This is a genomic window from uncultured Methanobrevibacter sp. (assembly GCF_902770715.1).
Taxonomy (GTDB): Archaea; Methanobacteriota; Methanobacteria; order Methanobacteriales; family Methanobacteriaceae; genus Methanocatella.
In genome coordinates this window covers 1-19,073 of the sequence record NZ_CACXTS010000031.1, presented here as the reverse complement: position 1 = coordinate 19,073, position 19,073 = coordinate 1, and the positions used below count along the sequence as shown (strand labels likewise).

Sequence of the window (19,073 nt, the reverse complement as noted above, 5' to 3'; positions counted from 1 at the left end):
TAATGTTTTTCACTAACAGGGCTACTGGATTGTTATATTCCGATATTGCTTAAATAGGTTATTTTTAATAATCTATTTTTTTCTTATTTTTTTAACATTTATCAAATTTTTTAAAAAAGTTTTTTAATAATGATAACTATATTTTATATTATATTGGAGATGTAATTATGTCTGATTTAAAAGGTACAAAAACTGAAGAAAATTTAAAAGCAGCATTTGCTGGTGAGTCCCAAGCACATACTAAATACCAATACTTCGCAGCTAAAGCTAAAGAAGAAGGATATGTTCAAATCCACGATATTTTCATGGAAACTTCCAAAAACGAAAGAGAACATGCTAAAATCTGGTTCAAATTATTACACGATGAAGACATTCCTGACACAATAGCAAACCTCAACGCAGCAGCTGACGGTGAAAACGAAGAATGGACTGCAATGTACAAAGAATTCGCTGAAACCGCTAAAGAAGAAGGTTTCCCAATGATTGCATTCTTATTTGAAAAAGTGGGTGCTATTGAAAAAGAACACGAAGAAAGATACAGAACTTTACTCGCTAACGTTGAAAACGATGCAGTATTCAACAAAGAAGCAGATATCGAATGGAAATGTGAAAATTGTGGATTTGTTTTCTCAGGTCCTAACGCACCTGAAAAATGTCCTGTATGTGGACTTCCAAAAGCACACTTTGAAGAAAGAGCTACTAACTTTAAATAAGCTCTCTTTTTTTTATTTTTTTAGTTACTAAATCGTAACCAAACATTTATTAATTATTATTTTAAATTCTAATCTACGGAGATGATAAGATGGCAGATTTAAAAGGATCTAAAACCGAAGAAAATTTAAAAGCAGCACTCGCTGGTGAATCTCAAGCACGTGTAAAATATGAATTTTACGCTTCTCAAGCTAAAAAAGACGGATATGTTGAAATTAAAGACATTTTCCAAGAATCATCTGACAACGAAAAAGAACATGCTAAAATCTGGTTCAAACTCTTAAACGGAGGAAAAGTACCTGACACTTTAACCAACCTTGCAGATGCAGCAGCTGGAGAACATGAAGAATGGACTTCAATGTACAAAGGATTCGCTGAAACCGCACGTGAAGAAGGATTTGATGATATTGCAGCATTATTCGATGCAGCAGGTGCTACTGAAAAAGCACACGAAGACAGATACAATGCATTAACTGACAAAATCAAAGCAGGCAAAGTCTTCAAGAAAGATGAAGAAATCGCTTGGAAATGTAACAACTGTGGATACATCCATTATGGAACCGATGCTCCTGAAGTATGTCCATTATGTGACCACCCACAAGCACACTTCAGAAAACAAGATACTAGTTACATCTAGTTTCTTTTACTTTTTTTCTTTTTTTTTAATAAATTATTTTATACATTAATTACAAACATTCTATCATAGACATAGCTATTTGAAATAGTTTAAGTTATACAATCTGTTTATTAGGTGATAGAAATGTGTACAGCAAGTAATTATATAACCGAAAATCATTATTTTGGCCGTAACTTTGACTATGAAATTTCATATAATGAAAGAGTCACAATAACTCCTAGAAACTATGAATTTAAATTCAGAAAAATTGAGGATATCAAAACTCATTATGCCATAATCGGAATTGCTGCGGGCATTGATTCATATCCCCTATATTATGATGCATGCAATGAAAAGGGATTGGCTATTGCAGGTTTGAACTTTGCGGGTAATGCAGTTTACAGAGAATTTGAAGAGGGTATGGTCAATATCACTCCTTTTGAGTTGATTCCATATCTGCTAGGAAAAGCGGCTAATTTGGCTGAAGCAAGAGAGTTGCTGGATGAAATTAATCTTGTAAATATTAACTTTGCAGATGAACTTCCTCTTTCTCCTCTTCATTGGATGATTTCAGACAATAGCGGTGAATCAATTATTGTTGAACCGCTCGAAGACGGACTTAAGGTTTATGACAATCCTGTGGGGGTCCTGACTAATAACCCTCCATTTGATAAACAGCTTTTCTATTTGAATAATTACAGAAATCTGTCAAATAAAAATCCTCAAAACACATTTGGCGGCGATATTGATTTGGATGAGTATTCCAGAGGAATGGGTGGATTAGGCCTTCCAGGTGATTTGTCATCCGCTTCAAGATTTGCAAAAGTTGCATTTACTCGTGCAAATTCATACTCCGCTGGTGATGAGGAAAGCAGTGTCAGTCAGTTTTTCCATATTTTGGGTTCAGTCGAGCAGCAGAACGGATGCACATTCATTTCAGATCCGGACTTATATGAGTATACAATCTACACATCATGCTATAATACTCAAAAGGGACTCCTATACTACAGGACATACAACAATTCACAAATAACCTGTGTCGATTTGAATAATGAGGATTTGGAATCTGAAGATTTGATAAATTATCTTTTAATTAACGAAGAGCAGATAAACTTTGTTAATTAATTTCTTTTTTTCTTTTTTTTCGCAACCTAAAAAAGTGATATTATGATTGAAAACAACATTTGTCTTTTAACAGATAGTTATAAAGTAACTCATCACTATTTTTACCCAAAAGGCACTGAAAAAATCTATTCATACCTTGAAAGTAGAGTTGGTGCTGAGTTTAACAAAACAGTTTTTTACGGACTTCAATATATACTGAAAAAATATTTGGAAGGCCAAGTTGTAACACAGGAAAAAATAGACGAAGCTGATAAATTGATTTCAGCTCACATCGGTGAAGATATTTTCAATCGTAAAGGTTGGGAGTATATATTGGATGAACATGACGGTAAATTGCCGGTTGAAATTAAGGCAGTAGCCGAAGGTACTCCTGTTGATGTCAGCAATGTTTTGATGTCAGTTGAAAATACAGATAAAAAGTCATTCTGGCTGGTGAATTACTTGGAATCCCTCCTGCTTCAGGTATGGTATCCTTCAACTGTTGCAACATTGTCCGCTGAGGTAAGAAAGCTGGCAAACTTCTACTTGGAGGTCACAGGTTCTTCAAAGGACAATCTTGATTTCATGCTGCATGATTTCGGATATCGCGGTGCAACATCAACTGAATCATCAATGCTGGCAGGATCAGCCCACCTATTGAGTTTTTCAGGCACTGATACAATCCCTGCATTGACAATTCCCGAAAACTATTATAATGACTCAAGTTTATATGGATTTTCCGTTCAGGCGACAGAACATAGCGTAATGACCTCACTTGGTCCTGAAGGCGAATTTGAACAGATATTGAATGTTATAGACAATGCCAAAAATGGAATTTTATCCATGGTTATCGATTCATATAACTATAGGAATTTCTTAACTGAAGCTGGAAGCGAAGGAACTGAAATAAACGAAGCCATCAATAAGTTCTTAAGCATTGAAGGAAATAAGGTGGTGTTCAGGCCGGATAGCGGAGAGCCTGTTTCAACCACTATTGATTGCTTAAACATCTTGGAAGAAGGTTTCGGATCTTATTTGACTGATAAGGGATATAAGGTATTCGATTCAAACATAGGTCTTTTATGGGGTGACGGCCTTGATTATCAAAAGATTAGGGATATACTGTTTGCAATGAAATCAAACGGCTGGGCTGCTGAAAACATCATCTTCGGTATGGGTGGTGGAATTCATTCTTCAGTCAATAGGGACACTCAAAGAAATGCATTCAAATGTTCCGCCCAGTTGAGGGATGGAAAATGGTTTGACATATTCAAAAATCCTTTAGATTCAAGCAAGAAATCAAAAACCGGAAGGTTTAAGTTGGTCCGCCAGGACAATTCATTCAAAACTGTTCCAATCGATGCCGATGGTGAAGATTACCTTAGAACAGTATTCATGAATGGTGAAATATTGCTTGAGGATACCTATGGGGATATTAAATCAAGGGCATTGAAATATTCCAATTTCTTATAGGGACATTTCCTTTGTTGTTCATTTTTCAGTCTCTACAAAAAATTATCTGAAATAAGTGTAAAATCTTATTTTTCAGATAATCTATTTTTGTTTGAACAATTGGTTATGTATGGACTTTTATTCTTACAAAAAACTTGTAATCTAATTAATGAAGGCAAACTGGCTTCATTAATAAATCTTTTTTTTACCAATCATTATTTATATTAAATATTAAATAAATAATAATATTCTAAACGTTTAACAGTTAAATGTGCTTAATTTGTATGTATGGAGGAATATTTTGTCGAAATATAAAATTATTGCAGTAATGTTGGCATTTTTCTTATTGATAATGATAGTCCCAACAACATTCGCTATGGAAAATCAAACTGCATCAGAAATCACCATCAATGATAGTGATGTCTTGGCTAGTGAATACTATTTTGACGCAGGAATTGATAATGATAATGGTAATGGAACAAAATATAATCCATATAAGGTATTGAAAGATAATAAAATTGATGATAATTCCATTATTCATCTTGAAGATGGGGAATATGAGGTTATGGGAAACATCAATCATAACAATTTAACTTTCATTGGAAAAGGAAGTCAAAATACGATAATTAAAAATGCATTCTTTAAATCATCTTCACTAACGTTGATTAATTTGACATTGCAGTATTCATCAGTTACCAATCCTGACAATTTAATTGCCAAAAATGTTGTTTTTAAGGAATATTCAGGAACCTATGGTGTAATTAATTCCGATGTCTATAAATCGCAGATAAATATTTACAACTGTACCTTTGAGGATAATCATGCTCAGATTGGTGGGGCTATTTATATTGCAAATAATAAGACTGTTTTAAATATTTTTGACTCTACATTCACAAATAATAATGCACAGGAATTTGGAGGTGCTATTGTATCAGAATATGATGTTGCCGTAACTGTTAAAAGATCCAAATTCATAAATGATAAGTCAGCTAATGATATAGGCGGAGCTATTTACGTAATAAATTCTAAAAGTTTCATTTGCGAGGATTCACAATTCATCAATTGTGCTGCTGCATTTGGAGGTGCAATTGCTTCCTTAAGTTCAAATATAACTCTAATCAATGTCACAGCCAAAAACAATAAGGCAAAATATAATGGTGGTGCATTCTATTCAATGTATGGCTACATCACCCTTAAAAACTCACTTTTCAATAACAATTCTGCAATCAATGGTGGGGCAATTTTTGTGGACGGAGCGGAAATATTCAATATCTACTCAAACAGATTCACAAAGAACGTTGCCGAAAATACTGCAGGAGGAGTCTATTGCCTTTTAAGCGAAATATTCTATGATACACTTTTTGATGAAGCATTGAACAATACATTTTCAAATAATAAGGCGAAATTTGCAAATAATGCATATAAATCAGATACCATTAACTTAACCATTGGTGATGGAAACTATATCCTATTCAAGCTAAAAGACTCTTCTTTAAGCGGCACACTTCCAACCAGTTATGATTTGAGAAATCTCAAGCAGGTGACTTCAGTTAAAAATCAGGGAAGCGGTGGAAACTGCTGGGCTTTCACAACCCTTGCGGCATTGGAATCATGCATATTGAAGGCCACAGGGAAAACTTACGATCTGTCTGAAGAAAACATGAAAAACGTCATGTCCATGTTCTCCGACTATGGTTGGAGTATGACTCCAAACAAGGGAGGCTATGATGATATGGGTGTAGGATACCTTACTGCATGGCTAGGTCCGGTCAATGATAATGAGGACAGGTATTTTGATAAGTCTATTGTATCCCCTTTATTGCACAGTCTTATGCATGTCCAGAATGTATTGTTTTTATCCAGATCAGATTATACAGACAATGATGCGATTAAAAGGGCTTTAATGGATTATGGTGCTGTTGCAACATGTATCTATTGGTCCAGCTCATATCTGAAAGATTCTAAAAATTATTATAATTATGGTACAAGCGGAGCTAATCACGCAGTAACCATTGTCGGTTGGGATGATAATTACTCAAGATACAATTTCAATAAGACTAATGATACTGTTCCTGAAGGCGATGGCGCATGGATAATCAAAAACAGTTGGGGAACTAATGGTGGAATCAAAGGATATTACTATGTTTCATATTATGATAAGAAAATAGCTACCGTAAACAAAACTGATGTTTCATACACCTTCATTTTAAACGATACTGTCAAATTCGATAAGAACTATCAGTATGACATTCCGGGAAGAACTGATTACTTCCTGAATTCATCAAGTTCAGTATGGTATAAGAACAGGTTCACTGCAACTGACAATGAATATTTGGCTGCAGTTTCCACATATTTTGAAAAGGAAACTTCATGGGACTTATCAATTTATGTTAATAAGGTCTTGAAGCACACACAATCCGGAAAATCCCCGTCAAGCTATTCAACAATCAACCTAAATAAAATGATTCCTCTTAGAATCGGCGATGTGTTTGAAATTGAATTCAAAATCACCGTTGATGAGGATGCGGGCGTTCCAATTTCAGAAGCGGTCAGCCTTAATCACATGCTTTATTCAGAAGATACTTCCTTTATCAGCTATGACGGCGAAAACTGGAAAGACTTATACGAACTGGTCTGGAGTTATACCACCCATACCTATAAGTCACAGGTGGCATGTATTAAGGCATTCACTGTACTTAATCCAAATGACAATTCATCTAAAGTGGGAAGTCTGGAACAGGTCATCGTCTTAGATAATCTAAATGTTTACTTGAACAAGGATTACAGGTTCTCAATTGAAGTGCAGGACAAGTCAGGAAATGCGCTTGTTGACAAGAAGGTTTCATTCAAGGTCAATGGACAGACTTTTACAAAAAATACAAATCGTGATGGAATTATAGTTCTTGATTATGTTTTTGACACTGCAGGAAAATATTCCATAACCATCTCATCACCTGCCGAAGGAAACTATTTAAAATCTACAGTTACCAAAACTCTCAACATAAACTCATCAATTGTCCTTCCTTCCATAACAACATATGCTTTCAATTCCAACTACATGTTTTCTTTAGTCAATTATGACGGATCCCCATTGGCTAATAGAGAGTTGACTGTATCCATTGGTTCCAAGATTGATACGGTTTTTACTGATGCAAAAGGTAAGGTATACTATAATATCGGCTTAAAGTCAGGTAATTATGCTGTCACTATTAAAAGTAGTGAAAATAACGAATCCGTAAGTCAAAACATTAAAGTAGTCGATAGGATTTCCCAAAATAAGGGTTTTACAGCATATTATGGTGCCGGAAAGTCCTATAAGGTTAAGGTCGTCAACGATAATGGCAAGATTGTCAAAAATCTAAAGGTGAAATTTAGGGTGAACGGCAATGATTATTATAGATACACTGATTCAAAAGGATACGCTTATCTGAAGATTGGTTTAAAACCAGGTAAATACACCATTACCGCATCATATAATGGCTTTAAAGTTTCAAATAAGATAACCATCAAATCAACAATAGTTACTAAAAATATCGCTGTTAAAAAAGGCAAAACTATAAAATTCAAGGCTAAGCTTTTGAATTCAAAGGGAAAAATCCTAAAATACAAAAAGGTTACCTTCAAATTCAAGGGAAAAACCTACAAGGTCAAAACAAATAAGTATGGAAACGCCATTTTAAAGATAACCAAAAAATACAGGATAGGCCGATATACAATAACTTCAACTTATGGAAGTCTTAAAATAAGTAATAAGATAACAATTAAAAAATAAGGTTAAAAAAACCTTATTTATTTGCTTTAACTAATTTACGGGCTGCTTTTAAATCGGTATTGTAGATATGTCCTGAAGTTGAGTGATAGTGAACTCCACCGAAGTTTAGTTTTTCACCCACAATCTCCTTGTTGACTTCTTCTTTCATTTTCAATCCAAGGTATGCGATGAAGAACATGTTTGAATAGAATGCACCGAATATGTCGTTGCTTCTGAAGATGCAGTGAATGGTTAGCTCATTGTTACGAACAAGGCATTGCAGGAATTGAAGGCATGGGATATCTTCCCTGTCAGAGTCAAGTTGAGGATCGATTGTGACTGCAACTGCCCTGTTGGATCCTGTTGCGGTTAGGATTCTTTCTTTCATGGTGTTGAATTGGTCAATGTCAAAGTGGGCATAGATACGATTCGGATATGTGTAGACGAACCCTTGATCGTCAGGATTTTCCGCTGATTTTACATATTCATATAATGCATCACTTTTTATTGGACAGCCTTCCATGTCGAACCTTCCGGATTTTATGTCATCCAATAACATTTCAGGGGTGTAGTTTTGATATTTTGCTCTGAATTTCAAATCAAATGGGTCATCAATAATGTAAAAGTTCCCTAAGTTCTCCAATAAATGATGATTTGAGTCTTTATAAGTTTCCTTTCCTTGCTTTAAGATTTTATCTACAAAATCTAAGTAACATTGATTTATAGTTAACATTTCATACAGCTCCGTTATATTGGTTAAAGATATGTTATGTAAACTATATAAAGATTAACAGGTTCCTATGACTTTGAAATTCCATAGTGATTTTAGTTAGAAATAAGTGTTTTTCAATAAGTTCATGTAGATTAGATGATTTCATTTTCTATTTTTTCAATAATTCTTGCATTATTTTTAATGCAGCTATCAATATTTAAAATTAAAATATTTAAAAAGTAGTTTTCGGTGATGGTAATTATAATTTAAAGATGTAGATTAATCTTCAACATTTTTGATGAACTTTGCGGGAATGCCTCCCACGATGGTGTTTGGGGCAACATCCTTTGTGACAACCGCACCTGCCGCTACAATGGCGCCTTCACCTATTGTAACTCCCGGAAGCACAGTGACATTGGAGCCAAGCCAGGCCTTATCTCCAATATGGATTGGAGCAGGATACATGTCAGCTCTGTTTTCAGGCTCTTTTGCATGATTAAGTGTCAAAAGACAGGCATTATGGCCAATCAAAACGTCATCACCAATGTATATTCCCCCTTGGTCCTGCATTTTGCAGCCGGAATTTATGAAGACGTTTTCACCGACATGGATATTCTTGCCGCAGTCGGTGTTGAATGGGGGAATCAAGCCTAAAGTCCTGTTGGCTGGCTTTCCGGTCAGTTCTCCGAACAGTTCCTGTATCTCTTCGGAAGTGTGATATTCATTATTGATCTTATGAGTAATCTCCAAGGCTTCCTGAAGCATTTGATGCATCAACAGATGTTGCGGGGAATTTGCGACAATTCTTTTTCCACTATTTACATGCTCTAGATATTCTTCCAATTTCATTTTAACACCTATGTATACTTGACCATTAATCCAAAGAGTTCCTTTGCCATGTCAGTTGAATTCTGTTTTGTAATGTTTTCCGGAATTTCATATACGAATGTAGGATATCCTGCCTGAGCTATTGGCTTTGATACTAAAACTGCAGATGTTGATTTGTATGTTTCATTTCCGGTTCTAGGATAATATCCAAAATCAGTTGTTTTATTAATCTTTTTGGCTATTTTGACTGAAGCATTATCCATTTCGGGGGTTGCAAGGTAAAATCCTTCGCCGTACCATTCAACATGGGAATGGCTTATTATCACGCAATCAGCATCTGTTCTGATAACATCCGGATTTACAAAGTCATGAACAAGACTTTCACCATTTGCACGTCCTTTCTTATAATTTTTAGGGTCTTTTGTTACATTGACCTGATAATGTATGATCTTAACGTCTTCGGTTTCATTTGCAAATTCCTTTGCCGCCTTAATTTCAGGATTGATTGCAAGCTTTTCTCTTGGATGAATTCCTGTAATCAATGCGATTGTGTGGTTGGCGCTTTCATTACCATATAGTATTTTTTCTACTGTACCCAAACTTGTATTTCCAAGTACACGATATGGTGATTTTTCAATCTGTTCGTTTTCATAGTAGATGAGTGCACCAAGAATTAACAAAAGGATTACAATGAGAATGATTTTTGTTTTCCTTTTCAATTTTTCACCTTGATTTAATTTTAAACATTTTTATATATTATTTTTTTTGTTAAGGCCAGGTTCAATCTGACCTTAACGCCAAATTCAGGTAAATTCTCATTGACTAAATTGTTTAATTCTCTTTAAGAATGTAAAGATTGAAGGTAAATCTTTACAGTCATTGGTTTGTTTTTAAAATATATAATTTTTTTGTTGGTTTGAAGCTAATTAATCCGATATAAACTAATTTTAATCAGATTAAAGCAAGATTAACATAATAAAAAAATATTATATACCTTGATTTCAATATTATAATATGGGTGAAGGCATGACAGATAGGAATTATCTTTTAAAGGGCATCAATTTCCTGATTATCATTGACTGTTTGATGATTGCCTATGCGTTTCTGTTTCAGGTTCAGGGAGGCATGCTTAATTTCATTTATCTTTTTGATGTTGCCTTATGTTTGGTTCTTCTGGTTGACTTTTTCTACAAAGTCAATGGGCAAGATTGCAAAAGGTCTTTTTTAAGGAAAAATATTCTGTATTTCATTGGCATATTGCCTCTGGAGCTGATATTTCCATTGCCCTCCCTTGCTTTTCGCTTTTTGATACTGGTAAAGGTGTTAAGATTATCCGAGTTCGTTGAAAGGCGCTTCAATATTCTATTCGAATTCTTTGAAAACACTAAGGTCGACATTCTGCTGTGGTGGATTCTCTTTGTCATTATCGTTTTTACATTTGTTATTTATTTGCTGGACCCGTCACTGAATATGGTAGATAGCCTATGGTTTGTAATGAGCACATTAACGACTGTGGGATATGGTGATGTCACTCCGAATACTCTGGTGGCCAAATCCATTTCATTGGTACTGCTCATCCTGGGAGTTTTCATATTCTCCACACTGACAGGTGCAATATCCTCATACTTTACAGATAAGGTCATAAACATCGACAGCGATGTTGAGGAAAACGTGGTGGTGCTTCATGAGAAAATCGACAGGATAGAAAATGAACTTGAAGCCGTCAAGAATGAACTTGCGGCCTCACGCGAAGAAAATATGCAGCTTCATGAGAAAATCGATGAACTGCTTAAAAAATAATTCATTGAATATCCAACTAATTTTTTATTTATTTTAAGCCTAAATTTAATATCTGTTCAATTATTTAGATACTTTTATATATCTTCTTAAATATAATTATAAATACTTAAATCTTTAAGTAAAAATCCAAAATGAGTGAAATTATGACAAACGAAGATTTTGCAAAGAAAATTAAAGACATTAGAGATAGACAGAATATGACAATCGAAGACCTTGCTGAGAGAAGCGGCGTAAAACTTGAAGTACTAAAGGCTATGGAAGATGGAGAAGTTATTCCTTCACTTACACCGTTAACCAAAATGGCAAGAGCGCTTGGAGTACGTTTAGGAACATTTCTAGATGATACACCTGAACTTGGACCTGTTGTTACAAGAGGTGGAAAGACAGAAAACTCCTTATACTTCTCAGGAAGGGAAGACGTGACAAACGCAACCAATCTTGAATTCCACTCCTTAGGTGCAGGAAAGATTGACAGAAACATCGACCCGTTCATAATCGACATCGAATATGAAGAGGGAGAAAAGGAACTGTCCTCTCACGAAGGTGAAGAGTTCATTTATGTTTTAGAAGGCGAAATTGAAGTAATTTATGGTAATGAGAAATACACCATTGGAAAAGGAGATACAATCTTTTATGATTCAGTAGTACCGCACCACCTTCACGCAAGCGGTGAAGACAAGGCTAAAATACTTGCAGTGCTATACACTCCATATTAGATAGAATTGAGGTTTGATAAAATGTTTGAAATAATTGGAAAACAACAGAAAGACTTATTTGGAATTTTCACTCTTGGTTTGGATTTGCGTTTGCTGTTGTTGGGCTTGCACAAACGTTTTATCAGTATTAGGAATGTTGAAATTAGAAAAATGGAGGTTTTCCAATGAGTGAATTATTTACAGAACTCCCTTTAGGGAAGTTTTTCGAATCAATGGTTGAAAAACAGCCTGATCATGAATTTATAGTTTATCCGGATAGGAATTTAAGGTTTACATATAAGGAATTTGATGAAAGAATAGACAATCTTGCAAAAGGAATGCTGGCTATCGGAATTGAAAAAGGAGACCATGTTGGAATATGGGCTAAAAACGTTCCGGAATGGTTGACCTATATGTTTGCAACAGCTAAAATAGGTGCAACAATCGTAACAGTCAACACCGCTTATCAGGCCCATGAGCTTGAATATGTATTGGGTCAGTCCGACATGAAAGCATTGGCCATGACTGACGGATTCAGGGATACAAGCTATTTTGACATTATAAATCAGCTTGTTCCAGAACTCAAAAGCTGTGCAAGAGGCCATCTTGTTTCTGAGAAATTCCCACATTTGAAATTCATTTTCCACGTAGGCCAGGAAAAGCATCGCGGAATGTATAACACTAACGAATTATTGCTTTTGGGCATGAGCTATGACGATGAGGAATATCAAAAGGTAAAGGATGCCGTAACCCAATATGACGTAATCAACATGCAGTACACTTCCGGAACTGAAGGTTTTCCAAAAGGGGTAATGCTTACTTCCCGTAACATTGTAAATGACGGTTACTACATTGGAGAAAACATGAACTACACTCCTGCAGACAGGCTTCTTCTTCAGGTGCCTCTTTTCCATTGTTTCGGAACAGTTTTAGGTGTAATGGCAGTAATCACTCATGGCTCCACCATGGTTGTTCTGGAGGAATATGACCCTCTTTTAGCTATCTCATCAATTCAGAAGGAAAAGTGCACATCAATCTATGGCGTTCCTACCATGTTTATAGGCATGATGAACCATCCGATGTTTGAGATGTTTGACATGTCCTCCTTAAGAACAGGTATCATGGCGGGCTCAACATGCCCTGTCGAAACCATGAAGGATGCAATCGAAAAGATGAACATGAAGGAGATTACCAGCGTATATGGCCTTACCGAAGCGGCTCCCGGATTTACCCAGACAAACGCCGCCGATTCATTCGAGAAAAAAATCAATACTGTTGGCCGTAAATTCCCTAATATTGAGGTTAAGATTGTTGATCCCGAAACCGGCGAAGAATTGGGTCCAGGTGAAACAGGTGAGATAATGTGCAGAGGATTCAATGTCATGAAAGGATACTATAACATGCCTGAAAAGACTGCAGAGACAATCGAGCCTGACGGATGGCTTCACTCAGGAGACCTTGCGACAGTCGATGAAGACGGATACTATTCCATTGTCGGCCGTATCAAGGACATGATTATCAGAGGCGGTGAAAACATATACCCTCGTGAGATAGAAGAGTTCCTCTTTACCCATGAGTGCGTGCAGGACGTTCAGGTCGCAGGAATTCCGGATGAAAAATACGGAGAGATTGTCGGTGCATTCATCATTAAGGAAGAGGGATATGATGATGTTACCGAAGAGGATATCCGTGATTTCTGTATAGGATCTATCGCAAGATATAAGGTGCCTAAATACGTATTCTTTGTTGATGAATTCCCTCTTACTACTAGTGGTAAGATTCAAAAATACAAATTAGGTGAAATCGGCCTTAAATTATTGGATGAAAGGCGTGAAAGGGGAGAATTATAATTCCTCTTTAACTTATTTTTTTCTAGCTATTGGATGTTTTATTCTCAATATTAAATTATCATCATACATTCTTTTCTTTTTTTAGTAATTAACATGTTTCAGTCAACATTTCCTTAAAACAAAACTTTATATATAACCTAAACTAAAATCTAATTGCACTTTAATGTTGATATAAAATAACCATACCATTTTATTGAATTTGTAATTTGACTCAATACGAACTTTTAATTTAAGGGAGTTGATAAGAATGACACCACATGTAAATATGAACTGTACATGGAGTGCAGTGGCCTTTTAATTTTATTTGTTGCTTAATATTTATCAAACTTAAAATCATGTTTTCACTGCATTAAGCAACATTTAATTCAAGTAGTAGCTGATGTTGTTCTATTCATATATTCACCTAATTTCCATTCATTCCCAGCTACTACTTTGTTAATTTTGGAGGTCATCTGATGATTGACTATTGGGATTTAATATTCATTTTTGAATATATTGCGCTGAATTTAATTTTGATAATCATAATCCATGCATTGGCGGTTTGTGTATGGAGTTATATGGAAACAGGCAATCCTATAATATATCTTAGAAATTTCTATTGGAATGCATATCACATTAAAATTTAAACCATCACTTTGAGGAATTAAACATGAAAATAACAAGAAAAATAAATTTAAATGTAAAAGAGACAGTTGAGCGATCTGTCAGTGGCAATAGTGACTTTCATTTCTATGTGGATGAACTTAGTTCTAACAATTATATGCCGACTTATTCAGGAATGGCTGATGAAAAATATAAATTTGATGATATGGATGATGAATTTTTCCAGTTTTTGAATAAAAAGGCTTCAGAAGATGGAATATATATAAGATTGGTCTTTGCAACCTGTGACAATTCGAATCCTGAAGAGGCCATATTTAAGCTTGAATATGGCGGAGTCAGTGAAGATTTCAAGACAGATGACTTCGATAACATTTTGGAATTCGAATTTGCCGACTTCGGGGTTAAGGTCAAAGGATGCGAAGTTACTTTTGGAACAACCGTTGAAGGGGGATGCGGCCAAACTCCGTATTTTGCAGAATTCGGTTCAGCAAAAGGAAATAGAGAGTATCTGTCTTTGAAAAATCCATTGAATTTGCACATAATTGAAATTTTAGAAAAGATGATAGTTATTGATGAATAGATTTCATTAATACTTTTTTTTGACTGATTTTGGCTAATTATAAAACGGCTTATTTTCCTGTTTTTTTTTTAAAAATTTAGATGATATATAATCGTTTTTTGGATATGCTGTTTTTTTAAGGTGCATATTCGATATAACTAAAAAATCATATTGGACTATGAAGATGTGGGGGTATAAAAACACTATTTTTGATTAGAGTGTTGTAAAATTGTTTTTATAATATAAAGTGTGGAAATTGTGTTTAATGCAAAACTTGGCTTTCAAATCGATAATTTTTTTTTAAAAATAGTTAATTAATGTTTAATATTTATCATAGTTCTTTTAATTTTTTATTTTTAATATTGATTTAATCATATTTATTTTAGATGGATAATATTTGTTTAAAACTTTTTAAAGTTGTTGAATTAAAGCTTTTTTATACTAATATTGTGGCCTTTTTGAAAGGTTTTGTAAACTTTATATATTATTATTAATTAATGTAAAGTTGTAAGATAATATTTTAATCTTAGGTTTGGCTGAATAAACAATCTATTTGACTTAAAAAACTTCAGATTTTTTAAACAAATTATATTATTGTTTCTTTTTGTTCAGTAAATTTATATGGGATTGAATATTTTTTTACATTATCTGGATTTTTTATTCCAGATGGGTATGATAAACCTGGTTTATCATATGTGTAAGTAAAAAATTGTATCGAATGGGAGGAGATTATATCAATAAGAAAATAATTAACTCGATTTTAATTATTTTGATATTATTCTTTTTCGTATCTTTTTTGGGGGCTGCAAGCGCAGCAAATGATATTTCGATAAACGACACGGAATTAAGCACGTCGGGTGGTGGTTCATTATCGGTTCCAATGTCCGATTCAGCTGATGATACTTCATTAGGTGCAAGCAATGACAATGATGTATTGTCTGCAACTTATGATTTGTCCGGATCAACAGTTCAAGAAATTCAAACTATCTTTAATAATGGTGTTCTTCAACCGGGAGATACACTTTATTTAGGAAATCAGGATATTTCATCCGGTTGGTCTGAATGGCAAGCAAATCAGATTATAAATGTAAATGTTCCTAATATAATAATCAGTGGAGGATCCAGTTCCAATCCTAATGGTATGTCCACTATTAATGCAAATCATGCTAAAGTATTCAACATCCAGGCGTCTGGCGTTACTTTAAAAAATATTAGATTTGTAGATGCTAATGGTGGAAACGGTCCGGGTTCCGCTGTAGCGGTTGATGCTTCAGATTGTACAATATCAAATTGTGAATTTGAAAACTGTGAACACCAATATGGTGGAGCTATTAGAGCTACAACATCTGCTTCAAATCTTAAAATTGAAAACTGTAATTTTTCAGACAATCGCGGAAGATGGGGCGGATTTGGTGGTGCAGTCTATTTGACAGGTCCTGATGCCACTATTGAAAATTGTATTTTCAATAACAACAAAGCAGAGCAATATGGTGGAGCAATTTATTCCGATGAGGATGCTTCAAATACGAAAGTAATAGACTGTACATTCATAGACAATCATGGTACTATTGGTGGTGCAATATATGCCGGTAGGCCGGGACTAACCGTGGACGGTTGTGAATTTGAGGACAACACTGCTTCTACTTCTGGTGGTGCGATAGGTATTTATCACGATGATGCAACCATATCTAACTCAAATTTCACTAATAATAATGCATCAATCGATGGTGGAGCAATTTATGTTAATGATTACTGTTATAATTTAAATGTAGATTCTTGTGATTTCACTAAAAACAATGCATTAGGTGTCGGTGACGGTCAAGGTGGTGGAGCAATTTTCATCGCCAATGATTGTGAAGATATAACTGTGCAAAATTCCAATTTCACCTCAAACACCGCTAATACTGGTGGTGGAGCAATCAGAATGGAATATTCAGAAAATATGGAAGTTGAAAATTCAATATTCCAAGACAACATAGCAAAAAGTATTTACAACAATCCTAGTGAAGTTTCTAATGGTGGTGGAGCAATCTGGACCTGTAGAGGAGAAACCACAGTTAGAAATTCCACCTTTGAAAGAAACCAAGGTTCATATGGTGGTGCAGTAAGGGGAAGAGTAAACACTTATGATTCTGATTTCTATTTAAACACTGCTTTTGATGGTAATGGTGGTGCTATTGACGTTACAATTGATTTAGATCAGGGCAGTAATCCTGATTTAAAATATGTAAACACAACATTCGTAAACAATACAGCAAAAGGAAATCGTGATGATGAGAGGGCGCAAGGTGGTGCTCTTCATATGTATAAAATTAATCATGTTGACATAATTGACTGTGAATGTTATAATAACACTGCTGACAGAGGTGGAGCAATCGACTTATTCATTATTGGTACAACTAATGTGGATAATTGTATTATTGAGAATAACAGCGCTATACATGAAGGTGGTGGATTCTACATCAATACTACATCTACACCTAGTGAGTTTAAAAATACAGTTGTTTCCAATAATGATGCAGGTACAGAAGGTGGAGCAATTTTCCTTATTGCAAATGGTGCTTTATTTGAAAATGTTACTTCATCAAATAACACTGCAATGATAGGTGGTTCATCCTATGTTAAAGGTAATGACACCACTGTTCGAAATTGTACTTTAGACAATAATAGTGCTACTACAAACGGTGGAGGATTTTATATCGAAGGTGACAATTGTCATGTTGAAGATGTAATCCTTACAAATAACACTGCTGAGGAAGGTGGTGCTATATTTGTAATTGGAGATTCAGCCCGTTTTGAAAATATCACATCCGCAAATAACACCGCTGATTATTATGGTGGTTCATTATATGTTCACGGGGATAACATTAACGTTAAAAATTCCAATTTTACAGATAATGAGGCAGATTTTGGTGGTGGTGCGATTTATGTTAGTGGTCATGAAGGTAAATTCACAAACAACATCATCGATTCCAATGAAGGTAATTTTGGTGGTGGTATTTATGTTTCCGGAGATGGCTATGAATTTTCAGACAATCAAGTAACCGATAATAAAGGTGTTTTCGGTGGAGGAATCGCAATTGACGGATCCAATACAATATTCACCAACAATAATATTTCATCAAATCATGCAAGCAGTATGGGTGGAGCAGTATATGCCGATGGTGAAAATTCAAATTTCATCAATAACAATTTTTCACATAATTCTGCTGATTATACTGGTGGAGCATTATATGTTGATGGTGCAGATACCTATTTAGATGATATTATCGGTCATAATAACACTGCTTTAAGCGGTGGATTTGCCCATCTTGAGGGGGCTTCAAATTTAATAGTTAAAGATTCCACATTAACAAATAATACAGCTACCGGCAATATTGATGATGGAAACGGTATTGGTGGTGCTTTCTACATATATGGCTCTGATAATATTGATTTACAGGCCAATTTCTATAACAATACTGCAGTAAACGGATCTGCAATATATGTGGAAGATTCATCAATTAAAGTACATGACTCCACTTTATTTGATAACCAAGCACACTCCTATTTATTAATAATTATGCCAGAGAATAACACTGTATATAATCAAACAGATGATGTAATTATTAATATAACTCATATAGGAGGAGACAACATTGCAAATGCCATTCATAACTGCAATGGCGGTAGTGATGTTTTAATAAAAAATATAACTTATCCATTCTATAATGGTGGAGAGGTTATAAACAAAACAATATCCCCAAATGAATATACGACTCCTGTTTCTGGCTATGAAAACAGTGAAAATGGTAATAAAATCTATTTGGATGATAGAGAAGATAATCAAGTTATATACTACGAGATTACTAATAAGGACACAGGAAGTTCAGTTTTAGTTGGTTTTAATAGAACCAACATTACAGGTACAATATCCATTAAATTAAGTAACTTGGATGTAGGAAATTATACAATTAGAGCATATTATCCTGAAACAAGTTATTATACTGAAATCAGTAATGAAACTGTATTTAGAGTAATCGGTCCTGAATTGACAGACCTTAATGTTACAAAAATTTGGGATGATAATGATAATCAAGATGGTATTAGACCTGTAAATGTGACTGTTATTTTATACGCAAATGGTGTGGAAATTAATCGTACTAATTTAACCGGTAATTCTTGGAATTATACTTTCACTGATTTACCGATGAAAGAAAATGGCCAAGTGATTAATTATACCGTTCGTGAAATTAGTGTAGAAGGTTACGAGGCTGAAATAACTAATAGTACTCCTTATAACTGGACTATTACTAACACTCATGTTCCTGAATTGGTTAATGTTACTGTTCAAAAGGTTTGGACTGATGCTAACGATCAAGATGGTTTCAGGCCTGTTAGTGTGACTGTGCA

14 protein-coding genes are annotated in these 19,073 nt (G+C 34.6%); 11 read left to right on the top strand and 3 right to left on the bottom strand.

Features of this window, described 5'->3' with window-relative positions; genetic code table 11:
• Positions 1–167: 167 nt before the first annotated feature.
• The 5 genes from rbr (QZU81_RS08715) to QZU81_RS08695 all read left to right on the top strand — a co-directional run bounded on the left by rbr (QZU81_RS08715) (position 168) and on the right by QZU81_RS08695 (position 7,655).
• Positions 168–713, top strand: coding sequence for a rubrerythrin (gene rbr / locus QZU81_RS08715; RefSeq protein ID WP_292824696.1), 546 nt, complete (start codon positions 168–170; stop codon positions 711–713).
• 89 nt (positions 714–802) lie between these two features.
• A complete protein-coding gene (gene rbr / locus QZU81_RS08710; RefSeq protein WP_292824699.1) occupies positions 803–1,348 on the top strand; it encodes a rubrerythrin in 546 nt (181 codons plus the stop codon).
• Between the two features lie 123 nt (positions 1,349–1,471).
• On the top strand, positions 1,472–2,452 hold the full coding sequence (gene bsh, locus QZU81_RS08705; RefSeq protein ID WP_295591303.1) for a choloylglycine hydrolase: 981 nt from the start codon (positions 1,472–1,474) through the stop codon (positions 2,450–2,452).
• 42 nt (positions 2,453–2,494) lie between these two features.
• Positions 2,495–3,904 carry a nicotinate phosphoribosyltransferase gene (locus QZU81_RS08700; protein WP_295591301.1) on the top strand — a complete coding sequence of 470 codons (1,410 nt, stop codon included), beginning with the start codon at positions 2,495–2,497 and terminating at the stop codon, positions 3,902–3,904.
• Positions 3,905–4,184: 280 nt separating this feature from the next.
• Entirely contained in the window at positions 4,185–7,655 is a 3,471-nt protein-coding gene (locus QZU81_RS08695; protein WP_295591299.1) for a C1 family peptidase, read from the top strand.
• Between the two features lie 13 nt (positions 7,656–7,668).
• Here QZU81_RS08695 and QZU81_RS08690 read toward each other — a convergent pair whose 3' ends face one another.
• From QZU81_RS08690 to QZU81_RS08680, 3 genes are all read right to left on the bottom strand, one after another.
• Complete coding sequence (locus tag QZU81_RS08690; protein ID WP_292824711.1) at positions 7,669–8,367, bottom strand: thymidylate synthase; 699 nt, start codon at positions 8,365–8,367, stop codon at positions 7,669–7,671.
• A gap of 258 nt (positions 8,368–8,625) precedes the next feature.
• Positions 8,626–9,195: a DapH/DapD/GlmU-related protein gene (locus QZU81_RS08685; RefSeq protein ID WP_295591296.1), complete on the bottom strand. Its 570-nt coding sequence runs from the start codon at positions 9,193–9,195 to the stop codon at positions 8,626–8,628.
• A gap of 8 nt (positions 9,196–9,203) precedes the next feature.
• Entirely contained in the window at positions 9,204–9,893 is a 690-nt protein-coding gene (locus QZU81_RS08680; RefSeq protein WP_295591294.1) for a hypothetical protein, read from the bottom strand.
• Positions 9,894–10,200: 307 nt separating this feature from the next.
• Between QZU81_RS08680 and QZU81_RS08675 the strand changes: the two genes are divergently transcribed.
• The 6 genes from QZU81_RS08675 to QZU81_RS08650 form a co-directional block, all read left to right on the top strand.
• Positions 10,201–10,974 carry an ion channel gene (locus QZU81_RS08675; RefSeq protein WP_295591292.1) on the top strand — a complete coding sequence of 258 codons (774 nt, stop codon included), beginning with the start codon at positions 10,201–10,203 and terminating at the stop codon, positions 10,972–10,974.
• Positions 10,975–11,117: 143 nt separating this feature from the next.
• Entirely contained in the window at positions 11,118–11,690 is a 573-nt protein-coding gene (locus QZU81_RS08670) for an XRE family transcriptional regulator (protein ID WP_295591290.1), read from the top strand.
• 164 nt (positions 11,691–11,854) lie between these two features.
• Positions 11,855–13,519: an AMP-binding protein gene (locus tag QZU81_RS08665; RefSeq protein WP_295591288.1), complete on the top strand. Its 1,665-nt coding sequence runs from the start codon at positions 11,855–11,857 to the stop codon at positions 13,517–13,519.
• Between the two features lie 455 nt (positions 13,520–13,974).
• Positions 13,975–14,145: a hypothetical protein gene (locus QZU81_RS08660; RefSeq protein WP_295591286.1), complete on the top strand. Its 171-nt coding sequence runs from the start codon at positions 13,975–13,977 to the stop codon at positions 14,143–14,145.
• A 23-nt stretch (positions 14,146–14,168) separates the two neighbouring features.
• Positions 14,169–14,702, top strand: coding sequence for a hypothetical protein (locus tag QZU81_RS08655; protein WP_295591284.1), 534 nt, complete (start codon positions 14,169–14,171; stop codon positions 14,700–14,702).
• Between the two features lie 697 nt (positions 14,703–15,399).
• A partial coding sequence (locus tag QZU81_RS08650) for a right-handed parallel beta-helix repeat-containing protein (protein WP_295591282.1) occupies positions 15,400–19,073 on the top strand: 3,674 nt, incomplete at its 3' end.

Excerpts from the sequence above, each read along its gene's own strand:
- QZU81_RS08660 (WP_295591286.1), top strand. The coding sequence starts at position 13,975 with ATGATTGACTATTGGGATTTAATATTCATTTTTGAATATATTGCGCTG.
- QZU81_RS08655 (WP_295591284.1), top strand. The coding sequence starts at position 14,169 with ATGAAAATAACAAGAAAAATAAATTTAAATGTAAAAGAGACAGTTGAG.
- rbr (WP_292824699.1), top strand. The coding sequence starts at position 803 with ATGGCAGATTTAAAAGGATCTAAAACCGAAGAAAATTTAAAAGCAGCA.
- QZU81_RS08685 (WP_295591296.1), bottom strand. The coding sequence starts at position 9,195 with ATGAAATTGGAAGAATATCTAGAGCATGTAAATAGTGGAAAAAGAATT.
- QZU81_RS08675 (WP_295591292.1), top strand. The coding sequence starts at position 10,201 with ATGACAGATAGGAATTATCTTTTAAAGGGCATCAATTTCCTGATTATC.
- QZU81_RS08700 (WP_295591301.1), top strand. The coding sequence starts at position 2,495 with ATGATTGAAAACAACATTTGTCTTTTAACAGATAGTTATAAAGTAACT.
- QZU81_RS08670 (WP_295591290.1), top strand. The coding sequence starts at position 11,118 with ATGACAAACGAAGATTTTGCAAAGAAAATTAAAGACATTAGAGATAGA.
- QZU81_RS08690 (WP_292824711.1), bottom strand. The coding sequence starts at position 8,367 with ATGTTAACTATAAATCAATGTTACTTAGATTTTGTAGATAAAATCTTA.
- QZU81_RS08665 (WP_295591288.1), top strand. The coding sequence starts at position 11,855 with ATGAGTGAATTATTTACAGAACTCCCTTTAGGGAAGTTTTTCGAATCA.
- bsh (WP_295591303.1), top strand. The coding sequence starts at position 1,472 with ATGTGTACAGCAAGTAATTATATAACCGAAAATCATTATTTTGGCCGT.
- rbr (WP_292824696.1), top strand. The coding sequence starts at position 168 with ATGTCTGATTTAAAAGGTACAAAAACTGAAGAAAATTTAAAAGCAGCA.